The 14,665-nt window shown below is 71.2% G+C and carries 11 protein-coding genes; 3 read left to right on the forward strand and 8 right to left on the reverse strand.

The genetic code is table 11. The annotated features are described in order from the left end of the window. Positions 1-2: 2 nt before the first annotated feature. From KK087_RS17745 to KK087_RS17750, 3 genes are all read right to left on the reverse strand, one after another. Positions 3-1,655: a glycoside hydrolase domain-containing protein gene (locus tag KK087_RS17745; RefSeq protein WP_214563938.1), complete on the reverse strand. Its 1,653-nt coding sequence runs from the start codon at positions 1,653-1,655 to the stop codon at positions 3-5. A gap of 144 nt (positions 1,656-1,799) precedes the next feature. After that, the gene (locus KK087_RS01225; RefSeq protein WP_214563939.1) at positions 1,800-2,906 is read right to left on the reverse strand and encodes an alpha/beta fold hydrolase; all 1,107 of its coding nucleotides are present in this window, start codon (positions 2,904-2,906) and stop codon (positions 1,800-1,802) included. 89 nt (positions 2,907-2,995) lie between these two features. After that, positions 2,996-5,110 (reverse strand): acyltransferase family protein, encoded by a 2,115-nt coding sequence (locus tag KK087_RS17750; protein ID WP_214563940.1) that lies wholly within the window; start codon positions 5,108-5,110, stop codon positions 2,996-2,998. Positions 5,111-5,191: 81 nt separating this feature from the next. On the opposite strand from KK087_RS17750, the gene KK087_RS01235 reads away from it, so the two are divergent. Further along, positions 5,192-6,274: a DUF3137 domain-containing protein gene (locus KK087_RS01235; RefSeq protein WP_214563941.1), complete on the forward strand. Its 1,083-nt coding sequence runs from the start codon at positions 5,192-5,194 to the stop codon at positions 6,272-6,274. A gap of 93 nt (positions 6,275-6,367) precedes the next feature. On the opposite strand, the gene KK087_RS01240 is transcribed toward KK087_RS01235, so the two are convergent. From KK087_RS01240 to KK087_RS01260, 5 genes are all read right to left on the reverse strand, one after another. Next, positions 6,368-7,462 (reverse strand): alkene reductase, encoded by a 1,095-nt coding sequence (locus tag KK087_RS01240; RefSeq protein WP_214563942.1) that lies wholly within the window; start codon positions 7,460-7,462, stop codon positions 6,368-6,370. A gap of 63 nt (positions 7,463-7,525) precedes the next feature. Next, positions 7,526-7,738 (reverse strand): hypothetical protein, encoded by a 213-nt coding sequence (locus tag KK087_RS01245; RefSeq protein ID WP_214531163.1) that lies wholly within the window; start codon positions 7,736-7,738, stop codon positions 7,526-7,528. A 57-nt stretch (positions 7,739-7,795) separates the two neighbouring features. After that, entirely contained in the window at positions 7,796-8,239 is a 444-nt protein-coding gene (locus tag KK087_RS01250) for a MarR family winged helix-turn-helix transcriptional regulator (protein WP_214531165.1), read from the reverse strand. Positions 8,240-8,418: 179 nt separating this feature from the next. Further along, on the reverse strand, positions 8,419-11,070 hold the full coding sequence (locus KK087_RS01255) for an MMPL family transporter (protein WP_214563943.1): 2,652 nt from the start codon (positions 11,068-11,070) through the stop codon (positions 8,419-8,421). Between the two features lie 78 nt (positions 11,071-11,148). Continuing rightward, positions 11,149-11,787 carry a TetR/AcrR family transcriptional regulator gene (locus KK087_RS01260; protein WP_214531169.1) on the reverse strand — a complete coding sequence of 213 codons (639 nt, stop codon included), beginning with the start codon at positions 11,785-11,787 and terminating at the stop codon, positions 11,149-11,151. 195 nt (positions 11,788-11,982) lie between these two features. Between KK087_RS01260 and KK087_RS01265 the strand changes: the two genes are divergently transcribed. Both KK087_RS01265 and bla read left to right on the forward strand, forming a co-directional pair. Then, positions 11,983-13,464: a mannitol dehydrogenase family protein gene (locus KK087_RS01265; RefSeq protein WP_214563944.1), complete on the forward strand. Its 1,482-nt coding sequence runs from the start codon at positions 11,983-11,985 to the stop codon at positions 13,462-13,464. A gap of 381 nt (positions 13,465-13,845) precedes the next feature. Beyond that, complete coding sequence (bla, locus tag KK087_RS01270; RefSeq protein WP_307859910.1) at positions 13,846-14,646, forward strand: class A beta-lactamase; 801 nt, start codon at positions 13,846-13,848, stop codon at positions 14,644-14,646. Positions 14,647-14,665: the final 19 nt, after the last annotated feature.

Below are 14,665 nucleotides of genomic sequence, written 5' to 3' on the forward strand. Positions count from 1 at the left end.
GGTCAGTCGGCCAGCCGAGCCGCGGGGACGCCGGGGTCGCGCCCGGAGTCCACCACGGCGTCGATCTCGGTGGACCCCTTGCCCGACCCGACCGTGCGGTTCTGGATCTGGTTGAGCGACCAGTTGCCCGGCAGCGGCTCGAGCTGGTTGCCCGCCCATGCCGGCGACATCCCGGCGACGAACGAGAAGTGCGCGAGACCGGCGCCGCTCACCGCGGTGCACGTGGCACGGGATCCGTAGACGCCCGCCTTGTACAGGTTCCCCCGGTCCCGCAGGCCGGTGGCGACGCCACGGAAGTACGGGACCACGAGTGACTCGTCCTGCGCCGCGGTCGCGTCGAAGTCGGCGGCGAAGTAGACGGTGGTCTGCTTCGGGATCCCGAGTCGGCGTGCGGCATCGTGGGCGCGGTGGGCGTCACGCACACCCTGCTCCTCGGTGAACCACGAGGCGGCGAACCCGCCCTCCTCGAAGATCGGCCACAGCCCGAGCCCGGCGTTCGCCATCACGCGGAGTTCGTCGGGGGTCAGGGCCTTGTCGAGTGCCCCGGAACGCTGGTGGTTCGTGAGGTACCGGCCGACGCTGGTGGCGCCGGACGCACGGACGGCGGCCGCCCGGGCGTCGTCGAGGCGCACCGCGGTGTCGGTACCGGTGGTGGCGCGGTCCGGGTCGCCCGTGCTCGCGGCGAGGGCGGCCCACGTACCGGCGTCGCACGTCCCGGTCTGTTCGGCGGGCGGGAACGCCTGGAACTGCTGGAAGGCACGGACCACCGCGGCGTCCGCAGCCGAGTAGGTGCTGCTGAACACGACGCGCTCGCCGTTCAGCACCAGGAGTGCCTTGACGAGCAACACCCAGGCGCCGGTGGCCCCGACCCCGACGACGCTCGGTCCCGCGGCACGGAGCGCGGCAGCCGTCCCCGGTCCCCAGGCGCCGTCGACCGTGACCCCCACCGCGACCTGCACCGCGCGGATCGCCGCAGAGTACGTGCTCGTGTCGACGAGCCCGCTCGTGCTGCCGTACGCGCCGCCGGTCGCCTCGGCGTAGGTGCGGTTGAGGTACTGCTGCACCGTCCGCACGGCGCGTGACCCCCCGTCGGCGAGGCGGACCGGGTCGACGGTCAGGAGGGCGCCGAACAGGTGGGCCGACAGCGGGAGTGCGCCGGGCTCGGCACCCAGGTCGGACCGGAGTGCCTGCACGGCCGCCACGGTGGCCGCGTCGTACTCACCGGTGAGCGTGACGTCCGACGAACCCTTGCAGACGAGTCCTGCCTGGACGAGCCGGCACCAGGTCGCGGCGTCGTCGCCGGTCTCCGAGCCGACGTCGCCGTGCTGCTCGAGCTTCCGACGCGTCGTCGGCCCGAACGTCGCGACGACGGGGGAGATGCCGAGGAGCGACTGGGTGCCCTGCACGATCCCGAGGACGGTCCCGCTGCCGGTCAGCCCGTCCTCGTCGACGTGCACCCACCCGTGCAGGTGCCCGAACGTCGTGTTGAGCCAGCGCTGCACGGCGAGCACACCCGGGTCGGCGGAGCCGGAGGAACCGGTCGATCCGGCCGCGCCGGAGGGGGTGGCGGCGTCGGCCGGGGCCGCGAGCGCGGTCGTGACGAGCGGGACGGCGGCGGTGATGCCGATGAGCGCAGTTCGGCGCGAGATGTGCACGGGGGTGCCCCTTCAGTTGCCTCGAGCGTCCGCTGGCCGTCGATCGCGCTGTGCGATGCTGATGGCCGCGGTGTGGTCCGAGCAACTTCGTCCCTCAACTTGGGACGGTCCTGCAATTCGGCAGACGATCGTCTGATGAAGCGCTCAGTCCGTGTCGTCCCCTGCGACAGCGACCGCTCGCCGGACACCCTCGACGTACTGTTCGGGTCGTTCCCATGCGGCGAAGTGACCGCCCCTGGGGAACTCGATCCACTCGACGACGGCGAAGAACCGCTCGACGAACTGCCGGGGCGCGTTGACGAGGTCCGCCGGGAACACCGTCATCACCGTGGGGACCTCGATCCGAGGCCAGTCCTTGGCCGCTGGACTGGCGTACGGGGTGAAGGACGTCCCGATCGCGCCGGTGTACCAGTACGCGGCGATCCACGTGACCACGTCGTCGAGGGGGAACGCACCGGCACGGCCGTCCCCGTCCCCGTCGGTCCACTCGACGAGCTTCTCGAGGATCCAGGCCGCCAGCCCGGCGGGGGAGTCGCCGAGACCGACCGCGAGGGTGTGCGGGCGGGTGGACTGCTCGTGCATGTACCCGCCGGAACGCTGCTGCCACCCGTGGCCACGTTCCACGTAGGCCCGCTCCTCGTCGTCGAGGTCCGTCGGCGGGTCCACCAGGAAGTGGTACTGCGACAGGTCGGTCAGGTGGAGCGCGGTGACGTGTGAGCCGTGCCGGGCAGCGAGCGCCTCTGCCACGTCGCAGCCGACGTCCCCGGCCGAGACGACGTACTGGTCGTACCCGAACTCGGCCATCGCGGCGGCGACGGCGTCGGCCATCGCGACCGCTGACAGGCCCCCGGGTTCCACCGGCGCGGCGAAGGGGAAGCCCGGCAGAGCCGGGGCGACGACCGTCAGGTCCGGCACCAGGGGGAACACGTGCTGGAACCGCAGCACCGAGTCCGGCCACCCGTGCAGGAACAGGACCACGGGCGCATCGGGTCGATCGGCTGCACGGACGACCGCGCGGATCGGTACGGCTGTGTGCTCGGTCTCCTGCCAGCCCCAGCCGGCGATGCGGCGTTCGTGGGCGCGCCAGTCGTGGTCGTCCGCCCAGTGCCGGAGCGTCTCGGTCAGCAGCTGCTCGTCGACGCCGCCGTCGTGGCCGAGCGCCGGCCGGGTGACCGCGCGGTAGCGGCGGAGCCGATCGACGAGGTCGCGAACCGCGGCGTCGCTGACCTGGCTGGGGACGTGTTCACGCATGCTCGCTCCCTGGTGACGTGGACCCGACCGTTCCAGTCTTCCCCTGTCCGGGCGACGCGTCCAGGGTGAGGCGGGCTGTACCGGAGGGCTCAGCGCGCGAACGCCGCCAACCGGTCCTGCAGCGCCCGCTCCAGGTACGGCTCGAGCGACGACGCCCACGTCGCCGTGATGTGCGTGCTGTCCCGGTACACGAGGGCACCCCCGACGACCGCCGGGCAGGTGGTGTCGGTGCAGTAGTAGCGGCTCAGGTCGATCGACGCCGCTCGACCGCCGGCTGCGCGGAAGGCCGCGACGGCCTCGACGGACGAGTCGGTCCGGCCGAGCGCCTCGGAGCGGGACCGGTCGCAGACGTCCGTCGTCGGCCCCGACATCGTGCTCAGACACGCGACCACGTCGGGCCGCGGGACCGGGTTGTCGCGGATCGCGATGACGGGCAGCTCGTCGCCGGCCGCCTGCTCCCACGCATCGACCAGGCCGTTCCGGGTGGCAGTGTCGCGCGCCGGCCCCGGCGGCAGGCTGACGGGCATCTGCGTGGTGGAGTGGGTGACGACGAGCGCATCGGCGTCACGGTGCTCGCGGACGTAGTCGATGGCGGCGTGTTTCCACGAGTTGCAGCCGCGCATGGACGAGGGGCTCAGTGAGTCCTGCTGCGCGGTGGTGAGGTAACAGCCGCCGGTGCCGGCCAGGTCGATCCGCCAGCCGTTGTCGTCGGCGATCTTCTCGTACGCCCCGATCAGTGCGTTGCTGTGCGAGTCCCCGACGACGATGAGGTGCTTGGACCACCCGGTCTCCTTGCCGAGGACGCAGGGGCGGAACGTTCCGCTCCAGCACTCGGCGCGGTTGTCGTCGTCGTCCTTCGCCACGGTGGGGGCGGGTACGCGGACGTCGGCGAGCTCGGGGTCGACGCAGGGTTCGTCGAAGCCGATCCGGGCGGCGGCGCCGAAGCAGGACTCGTCGTCGTCCTCCTGCTCGGCGGTGACCTGCTTCGTGACCGTGGTCGCGTTGACCTCCTGCACGTACACGGCGGTCAGGGTGGCGGCCCCGAGCGTCACGACCGTGAAGCTGCAGATCACGGTGAGCGAGACGACCCCGCGCGGCTGCAGGTCGCGGAGCCAGGTCGAGAACCGGACGGGCTCCTCGAACCAGATCGTCGTCACGGTGGCCAGGCCGACCGCGACCAGGAGCACCGCCGTGCCCGTCGCCCAGTCGAGCGGGCGGCCCAGCATGATCGGCAGGATGACGACGAGCGGCCAGTGCCAGAGGTACAGCGCGTACGAGATCCGGCCGAGGAACGCGACGGGCCGGAGCGCACCGACGTCCTCGAACTCGGTGCCCGCACCGAACAGCACCACGAGGGTCGCGCCGGCGACCGGGAGCAGTGCCGCGATCCCGGGGAACGCCGTCTCCGGGGTGATCACGACGAGCGACAGGGCGAGGGCCACGACACCCACGCCGGTGGCGACGAGTCGCACGCGCCGGGCGACCTCGGTGCGAACCTCGGGCAGGCGGACGGTCGCGACGAGGCCACCGAGCGCGAACTCCCACGCACGGGTGCCGGTGGAGAAGTACGCGACGCCGGGGTTCGTGGCCGTCTGCACGATGCTCCACAGGAGTGACAGCACGACGACGCTGCCGAGCAGCATCCGTGCCGTCACCAGCGGGGTGAACCGCCTGCGCGCGAGCGCCCCGACGCCGAGCAGCAGGAGCGGCAGGAGGATGTAGAACTGCTCCTCGACCGACAGCGACCAGAAGTGCTGGAACGGCGAGGGGGCGTCCGACGAGGCCAGGTAGTCGACCGCGTTCGCCGCGAGCTCCCAGTTCTGCAGGTACACCGTGGAGGCGATCAGTTCGCGCCCGTACTGTCCCCACAGCGCGCTCGGCACGGCGACGAGCACCGCGACGCCCGTGACGACGATGGTGAGGAACGAGGCCGGCAGCAGCCGTTTCGCCCGGCGCGACCAGAACCGTCCGAGCCGGATCGTGCCGGTCGCGAGCTGTTCCCGCAGCAGGAGCCCGGTGATCAGGAACCCGGAGATCACGAAGAAGACGTCGACCCCGACGAACCCGCCGTGCAGCGCGCCCGGCCACAGGTGGTACACGACGACCGCGAGGACGGCGAACGCGCGGAGGCCCTGGATGTCCCACCGCGTCCTGTCGCGCGCTCGGTGCGCGGGGCCCCGCTCGCCCGGCGTTGCAGTACTCACTGCGTCGATCCTAGGAGACGTGGACGGCTCCGCCGGGCGTTCTCGACGCGGACGCTACGATCCTTCTCCAGAGGGGGGCCGATGGACCTGCGCTGGTTGACCGCGTCCGACGACGAGTTCGCGGCGGAGACGGCGCGACGACCGCGGATTCGCCGCCCGCGACAGGCTCCGCGGTGGTGGAACGCGCTGCTCCTGGCGATCGAGGTCCCGCTCGCGTGGCTCGCGTCCGCGCTCGTGGTCTGGGGCACCGGGCTCGTCCACAACGGCGCGGGTGTCGGTGACGTCGTCCGCTGGGTGGCTTGGTTCGTGGTGCTCGTCGCCGGTGTGGTCGGGCTCGTCGTGCTCCTGGTCCGGGGCGAACGGCCTCGGCCCCTGCGTCCGGACGAGGCTCGGGCAGCGCTGACGGGGGAGGCCAGTGGGTACCCCGCGCGGCCGGTCCGTCCGAAGCCGCTCGACTCGATGATCACCCCGCGCTACTCCGGCATCCGCGTCCACCCCCGGTTCGGCACCGCCCCCGTGCACATCGACGGCGTCCCGGACGTCGAGTTCGGCTGCGTCCAGCGGCGCTGGATGGTCTCGCGGGACTGGACGTACCTGACCGTGCGGCTGCCCGGACCGTTGCCGCACCTGCTCCTCGACGCAACGGCGAACGACGGTCGTCGCAGCGACCTGCCGGTGGTGCTCCGTCACCGGCAACGGATGTCGCTGGAGGGCGACTTCGACCGGCACTTCCGGGTCTGGGCGCCGGAGGACTACGGCCAGGACGCGCTGTACGTCCTCACCCCTGACGTGATGGCAGCGCTCGTCGACCACGCGGCCGGCTGGAACGTCGAGATGGTCGACGACCGGCTGGTCTTCTCGGCGCCGGGGATCGCGGACTGGTCGCGCCCTGCGCCGTGGATGCAGGTCGAGGCAGTCCTGGGCGAGGTCGTGCCGCGCATCGTGCGCGCCGCCTCCCGGTACCAGGACGACCGATCGCTGCTCGAGGACGGGCACGCCGACGCGATCGCCGCCGCGGGGCGTCGCCTGGTGCTCCGCGACCGGCGGAAGAGCCGTCTGCGAGCGACGTGGGCGGGGGCCGCGTGGATGGGCCTCGTCTGCGTGTCCTACAGCGGGCCGTTGGCCGTCGCGGTGGTCGGGTCGATGTCGGTCCTCGACCACTGACCGTCGGCGCACGTCTGCGACCTGGCCCCGGTGCGGACGGGAGGCCCGTGGCGGTGTCGCCACGGGCCTCCCGTCCGTCAGGTGGTGCCTCGACTACGCGACGGTCGCGCGCGCCTCGGCCAGCGACGGGTAGTCGGTGTAGCCCTCGGCGGTCGCGCCGTAGAAGAGCTCCGGACGCGGCTCGTTGAGCTCGGTGTCGTGCTCCCAGCGGTGCGCGAGGTCCGGGTTCGCGATCGCGGCGCGGCCCACGGCGACGGCGTCGGCGTGGTCGCCCTCGACGATGGCGATGGCCTCGTCGCGGGTGGTGAGCGCGGAGAAGCCCGAGTTCACGATGAAGGGCGCGCCCGCGGTGCGGCGGATGTGCTGCACCAGCTCGCCGGTCGGCTCGGCGTGCAGGACGTCGACGAAGGCGAGTCCGAGCGGCGCGAGGCCCTCGGCGACTGCCGTGTAGGTCGCGCGGACGTCGTCGGCGTCGTCCTCGATGACGCCCTGGATCCCGTGCTCGGGCGACAGGCGGATGCCGGTGCGCTCGGCGCCGATGGCCTCGGCGATGGCCGTGGTGACCTCGATCGCGAAGCGCGCACGGTTCTCGGGGGAGCCGCCGTACTGGTCGGTGCGGGTGTTGGACACCGGCGACATGAACTCGTGGACCAGGTAGCCGTTGGCGCCGTGGACCTCGACGCCGTCGAGCCCGGCGGCGATCGCGTTGCGGGCGGCCCGCACGAAGCCCTGCACGGCTTCCTGCACCTCGGCGGTGGTCAGCTCGTGCGGCACCGGCATGTCGGCCTTCGAGCCGTCGGCCAGGTGCGTCTGGCCGGGCGCGGCGATGGCGGACGGGCCGACGATGCGCGGGGTCTGCGAGATGTCGGTGTGCGAGACCCGGCCGCCGTGCATGAGCTGCATGACGATGGTGCCGCCCTCGGCGTGCACGGCGTCGGTCACGCGACGCCAGCCGGCGATCTGCTCGTCGGTCTCGATGCCGGGCTGCCCGGGGTAGGAGCGTCCCTCCTGCACGGGCCAGGTGCCCTCGGTGATGATCATGCCGAGGCCGGCGCGCTGCCGGTAGTGCTCGACGAGCAGGTCGTTCGGGACACCGTGCTCGCCGGCGCGGGTGCGCGTGAGCGGGGCCATGACGATGCGGTTCGACAGGGACAGGGCGCCGATGGTGGCGGGTTCGAAGAGCTTCACGTCAGGGGGAACGACGTGTTGCCTGGTGCAATTCCGCTTCGGAGGAGTTCTTCAGGCGGCGCGTCAGTCGCGCGGGCAGACCAGCGTCGACGAGCGCACCTGGCCCTCGGGGCGGATCACCTGGTGCAGGGACAGGGGCTTGCCGCAGATCGGGCATCCGCGATCGACCGTGCGGTCGTCGATGCCCTCGGGTCGACCGGCGCCGATCTGCGAGGGGCCCATCTTGTTGATGAGCGTCGTGTTCCACCGTTCGTACCACTGGCCGAAGCGTCCCACGGGTCTGTCCTCTCGATTCGTTCGTGCACGAACAATTATGGCACCGATGCCGTCGGTTCACACCCGGTCGACGCGCTCCAGTAGCTCGGTCAGCTCGTCCTTCAGGGACTCGAGTCGGGCGAGCGGCCACCCCAGACGATCGGCGACGGCCAGCGGGACGGCCTGTGCCCGGTCGCGCAGGGCGTGCCCCGCCGTCGTCAGGGACACCTCGAGCTGGCGTTCGTCGGCAGCGCTGCGGGTGCGGCGGACGTAGCCGGAGGTCTCCAGCCGCTTGAGCAGTGGGCTCAACGTCGCGGAGTCGAGCCGCAGTTCGCCGGCGATCTCGCGCACCGACCGCGGGTCCCGCTCCCACAGGGCGAGCATCACGAGGTACTGCGGGTGCGTCAGGCCCATCGGCTCGAGGAGGTCGCGGTACAACCCGATGACGCTGCGGCTCGTCGCCGCCAGCGCGAAGCAGAGCTGCCGGTCGAGCGCGAGCGGGTCCGGTGCGGTCTCGGTCATGCGTTCAGGGTACTTCGTTCGTGCACGAAGTGGCGTGGTCTCGCTCGTGCGCGGGGGAGAGCGACCATGTCGCTGTCGTACGACGACGACAGTGTCGCGTCGGGGCGGTGGGCGCAACGGCCTGGAGGCCCGGGCCGACCCGTGTGGGTCGGCCCGGGCCTCCAGGCTGGTTGCGTCGACTACGCGCGGTGCGCGGGCGGGTGCCCCGAGTCGTGCGTGGTCGCGTCCGGCTCCACGGGGAGCGCGTGGGTGCCGGTGCGGGTGTCCTCGTGGCCGGCGACGGGGTGGGTGCGCTCGAGCTTCGCGCCCTCGACGTCGACGTCCGGCACGATCCGGTCGAGCCACTTCGGGAACCACCAGGCGCTCTTGCCGAGCAGGTGCATCGCCGACGGGATGAGCAGCATGCGGACGACGAAGGCGTCGATGAGCACACCGAACGCCAGCCCGAAGCCGATCGGCTTGATGGTCGAGGACTCCGAGAAGATGAAGCCCGCGAACACCGAGATCATGATGATCGCCGCTGCCGTGACCACCGCGCGACCCGCGTGCAGACCGCGTTGGACGGCCACCTTCGCGCTCGCGCCGTGGGCGTAGGCCTCACGCATGCCGGACACCAGGAACAGCTGGTAGTCCATCGCCAGACCGAACAGGATGCCGATCTCGATGATGGGCAGGAAGCTCAGGATCGGTGCCGGGTCGTGCACGCCGAAGACCGAGCCGAGCCAGCCGAACTGGTAGATCGCGGTCAGGCCACCGAACGACGCCAGCACGGACAGGATGAACCCGGCGGTGGCGGTGATCGGCACGAGGAACGACCGGAACACGATGATCAGGATGATCAGCGACAGTCCGACGACCACCACGAGGTAGAGCGGCAGGACGTTCGACAGCTTCTCGGACACGTCGATGTTCGCCGACGCGTTGCCCGCGACGCCGAGGGTGGCCCGGCCGTCGTCGGTGGAGACGGTCTGCACGCGCAGGTCCTTCACGACGTTCTCGGTGGAGACGCTGTCCGGGCCACCAGAGGGCTTCACCTGGAACGCGATGATGTCGCGGTCCTTCGAGGCACCGATGGGCAGCACGGCCTCCACGTCGTCGTTCTTCGCGATCGCCTGGCCGATGGTGACCTCGGTCGCGGTGACGTCGCTCTTGCTGATCGACTCCGGCAGGGTCGCCACGACGAGCAGCGGACCGTTCTGACCGGCGCCGAACTCCTTCTCGAGCGTCTTGTAGGCCTTGTACTGGCTCGACTCGACGGCCTCGGAGGACCCGCTCGGCAGGCCGAGGCGCATCTGGGTCGCGGGCAGGGCGATGGTGCCGAGCACCGCGACGCCCAGGACGAGCGTGATGACCGCGCGCCAGCTCGACATCGGCTTGTTCGGGATCCGCGTCGAGTCGGTGTTGCCGATCTTCGCGCGTTCCTTCCTCCGCAGGATCCGCATGCCGATGAGCGACAGCAGAGCCGGGGTGAAGGACGTCGCGATGAGGATCGCGAAGAGCACCGCGACCGCACCGACGGTGCCCATCAGGCCGAGGAACGGGATGCCGGTGATGTTCAGCGCGAGCAGCGCGACGATGACCGTCGCACCGGCGAACACCACGGCGTTGCCGGAGGTGCCGTTGGCGAGGCCGATCGACTCGTGCACCTGCATGCCCTGCTTCAGCTGGGTCCGGTGCCGGTTCAGGATGAACAGCGAGTAGTCGATGCCGACCGCCAGGCCCAGCATCACCCCCAGCACGGGTGTGACCGAGATGAACTCGACGACGCTCGAGAACGACAGCGCGGTCAGCGACGCGACGCCGACGCCGAGCACGGCGCTGACGAGCGGGACCGCTGCGCCGATGACCGTGCGGAGCATCAGCAGCAGCACGATCGCGGCGATGATGACACCGCCGATCTCACCCGGGCCGAGGATCGACGGGACACCCTGCGCGATGTCGTTCGAGACGTACACGTTGACGCCCTGGATCTCGGCCGACTCGGCGTCGTCCGCGATCGCGGTCTTGGTGTCCGCGGGCACCTCGTAGGTCGACTTCGTGAACTGCACGGTGCCGATCGCGGCGCTGCCGTTGTCCGACACGAAGCGGATGTCCTTCGACAGGTCGAGCAGATCCGAGCCCTGTTCGAGCTGCTGCTCGTTGTCGTCGAGCTTCTGCTTGTTCGTGTCGATCGTCTTCTGGGCGTCCGCGATCTGCTGCTCACCGGCGTCGATCTGGGCCTGCTGGGCGTCGATCTGCGCCTGCGCCTGCTGGAGCTGGGCGGCCGCGGCCTGCGCCTGGGCGGCGGGGAGTGCTGCGTCACCGGCTGCCTGCGCTTGTGCCTTCTGCGTGTCGAGCTGCGCCTGGGCGTCCGCGATCTTCTGCTTGCCGGACTCGAGCTGCGCCTTCTGGGCGTCGAGCTGCTCCTGGCCGGTCTCGATCTTCGCGCGACCGGACTCGATCTGCTCGCGGCCGTCGACGATCTTCTGCCGCTGGTCGTCGAGCTGCTCCTGCGTGTCGAAGCCGCTCGTCGTGCCCTTGACGCCGTCGAGCTCCTCGAGGCTGGTCAGGAAGTCGTCGATCTCGGACTGCTGCGAGGACGAGAACGCCTTGCCGTCCTTCGTCTCGAAGACGATCGTGCCGTTGCCGCCGTTCGCCGACGGGAACTTGTCGGCGAGCTGGTCCTGCACCTGACTGGTCTTGGTGTTCGGGATCGTGATCGACGACGAGATCGTGCCGGCGAAGAGCGTGTACGTGACGCCCGCGACGGCCATGATCACGACCCAGGTGATGATGACGAGCCAGTGGCGTCGTGCGGAGAACCGTCCGAGACGGTAGAGGAGACCGGCCATGCGGTTGCCTGCGGTCCTTTCGTTGTCAGGTGCTGGTGGTGCGGGGTGCGCCGGTGGACCCCTTGGGGAGGAGGAGTGTCAGTCGTTCGCCATGTAGCCGCTGCGCACGCTGTGCACGAGTCGTGCGAGCAGGTCGTCCCACGCGTCGAGGGCGGGCTGGTCGAGGGAGGGTCCCGACGTCGCCAGCCAGTGCTCCGCGATGACGACGATGCCGCTCATGAGCCCCTCGACGAGCAGGGCGGCGTCGAGGGGGTCGGCGGCCGGGTAGCGCCGGGCGACCTCGTGCCGGAGCCGTTCGGTCACGCGCGAGAACGCCGTCTGGGTCAGGACCGCGGCCTTCGGGTCGTCCTTGCCCGGGTCGCCGAGGATCCGGTACATGCCGGCGATCGCCGGGGCCAGGTCGGCGCCACGGGCCGCTGACTCGAGCTCGTCGAACATCGACGCTCGGCTGCCGTCGCCCACCGGGGTCCGGGCCATGTCGGCGAGGAACCGGTCGATGATGACGGACAGTTCCTGCTCGCACACGGCCAGCAGGACCTCGTCGAGGGAGGCGAAGTGGTTGAACACGGTCCGCCGGGCGATGTCGGCGCGGGCGGCCAGGTCGTCCACGCTGAAGTCGCGACCGCCGCGCTCGTCGATCAGGTCGCGGGCCGCCTGCAGGATCGCCGCACGGTGCTTCGCCTTGAGGGCGGCACGGCGATCGGTCGCGATGGTCACGGGAAGGAACACTAGGTGCATCGATGCACTCGGTGCAACGAGGCTGGGTGCTTCCCCAGGTTCGTCCCCCGGTGCAGAACGCCTGTGCTGAACCGCTGTTCCGTCGGGGGGTGCGGGTGCCAGACTGGGCGGACGCACCGCTGCCGCACCGCTGCGGCACCGCCGCCCGACCGCCGCCGTACGAAGGAGTACCCGATGCCCGTCCGCCTGTCCCCGGAGACCCTCGACGAGATCGCCACGAGCGGTGTCGCCGTGCCCACCTACGACCGCGACGGCGTCACCGCCGGCATCGTCCACTTCGGGGTCGGCGGGTTCCACCGCGCACACCAGGCGATGGTGATCGACCGGCTCCTGCAGCGCGGCGAAGCCCGCGAGTACGGCATCTGCGGGGTCGGCGTGCTCGAGCAGGACCGTCGGATGGCGACCGCGATGGCCGAGCAGGGTGGCCTGTACACGCTGGTCCTCAAGCACCCGGACGGCACCCGCGAGTCCCGCGTCGTCGGCAGCATCGTCGAGTACCTGCTCGCCGTGGACGACCCCGACGCCGTCGTCGAGAAGATGGCGCACCCGGACACGAGGATCGTCAGCCTGACCATCACCGAGGGCGGCTACAACTTCGACCACGTCACCGGCGAGTTCGTGGCCGACGAGCCCGGCGTCGCGGCCGACCTGCGCGGCGACGGCCCGCCCCGCACCGTGTTCGGCCTGGTCGTCGAGGCGCTGCGCCGCCGACGGGACCGCGGCCTCGACCCGTTCACCGTGATGTCCTGCGACAACATCCAGGGCAACGGGCACGTCGCACGGTCGATGTTCACCGCCTACGCCCGTCTGCAGGACCCCGCGTTCGCGGGCTGGATGGACGAGCACGTGTCGTTCCCGAACTCGATGGTCGACCGCATCACCCCGGTGACCGCCGACGAGGACCGTGCCTGGGTCCGTGACGAGCTCGGCATCGACGACGCCTGGCCCGTCGTCGCCGAACCGTTCTTCCAGTGGGTGCTCGAGGACGACCACCCCGCCGGCCGTCCGCCCTACGAGGACGCCGACGTCCAGCTCGTGGAGGACGTCGAGCCGTACGAGCTCATGAAGCTCCGGCTCCTCAACGCCAGCCACCAGGGGCTCTGCTACTTCGGGTACCTGTCCGGGTACCGCTACGCGCACGAGGCCACGCAGGACCCGGCGATCGCGACCTTCCTGCGCCGCTACATGGACGAAGAGGGATCACCGACGCTGCACCCCGTCCCCGGCATCGACCTCGAGGACTACAAGGCCACCCTCATCGAGCGCTTCCAGAACCCCGAGGTCCGCGACACCCTCGCCCGTCTCTGCGCCGAGTCGAGCGACCGGATCCCGAAGTGGCTGCTGCCCGTCGTGCGCGAGAACCTGGCTGCCGACCGTCCCGTCACGCTGTCCGCCGGCATCGTCGCGTCGTGGGCCCGCTACGACGAGGGCACCGACGAGTCCGGCGAACCCATCGAGATCGTCGACCGGCTCGCCGAGCCCCTGCACCGCATCGCACTCACCCAGCGTGAGGACCGGCTCGCCTTCATCGCGAACCGCCAGGTCTTCGGCGACCTCGTCGACGACGAGCGGTTCGTCGCCGCGTACCGCGACGCCCTCGACGGGCTCATCACGGACGGCGCGCACGCCACCGTGGAGCGCCTGTCGCGGTCCTGAGACGCGACCGACCGACGGACTGGAGGCCCGTGGCGGCGCCGCCACGGGCCTCCCGTCCGCCTTCCGCCCACGTGACGGGCGCGGGGACGGCGGTTCGTCTCCGCGCGCTGACGGTTCCGGTTCGTGAACCCCGAGGATCGTGAACCAGAACCGTCAGTCAGCCGGTGGGCGGTCCCGTCCCGCCGCGCCGCTCAGGGGCGTTGCACCGCCGTCGGGCAGGATCGGGCCGTGCGACGCGGGACGAAGACGATGACGGCAGCCCTTGCGACCGTGGTGCTGATCGGGCTGGTGGGGTGTTCGGGGGAGTCCGGTGGCGGGCCTGGGGTTCCGGCAGGGACTGGTGGGTCGGCGACGGCGCCGTCAGCAGCGACCCGCTCTGCGGTGTCGACGTCCGACGCTGCGACCACACGGGCTTTCGGCGCGCTCGAGCGGCGGTACGACGCACGGCTCGGGGTCGCCGCGATCGACACCGGGAGCGGTCGGACGATCGCGCACCGTGCGGGGGAGCGGTTCGCGTTCGCGTCGACGGTCAAGGTGTTCATCGCGGCCGCGGTCCTCGACGCCTCGTCCGACGCCGACCTGATGACCGTCGTGCACTACGACCGCGGTGACCTGCTCGAGTACGCACCCGTGACGAGCGAGCACGTCGACACCGGGATGACGGTGCGCGAGCTCGTCGACGCTGCGCTCCGCTCCAGCGACAACACCGCGGCGAACCTGCTGGTGGAGCGGCTCGGTGGGCCGGAGGCCGTCGAGCGGTGGTTGCGCGGCATCGGTGACCGGACCACGAGCGTCGACCGGGTCGAACCCGACCTCAACGAGGCGACCCCGGGTGACCGACGGGACACGACGACGCCGGAGCAGTTCGCGGCGGACCTCCGGACCGTGCTGCTCGGGGACGTCCTCGACGCCGCCGACCGGCGGGTGCTCCGCGACGCGATGCTCGGCAACACGACCGGCGATGCGACGATCCGTGCCGGGGTGGACCCCTCGTGGCAGGTCGCGGACAAGACGGGGACGGCCTCGTACGGGGTCCGGAACGACATCGCGGTCGTGACGCCACCGGGGCGGGAACCGATCGTGCTCGTGGTGATGACGAGCCGGGCCGTTCCCGGTGCGGAGCCGTCGGATGCGCTCGTCGCCGCGGCGACCCGTGCGGCGCTGGCGGGGACGGACGACTGACGACGCACCGTTCGAGGGG

The sequence above is a fragment of the Curtobacterium aurantiacum genome, from assembly GCF_018598555.1.
GTDB lineage: Bacteria > Actinomycetota > Actinomycetes > Actinomycetales > Microbacteriaceae > Curtobacterium > Curtobacterium aurantiacum.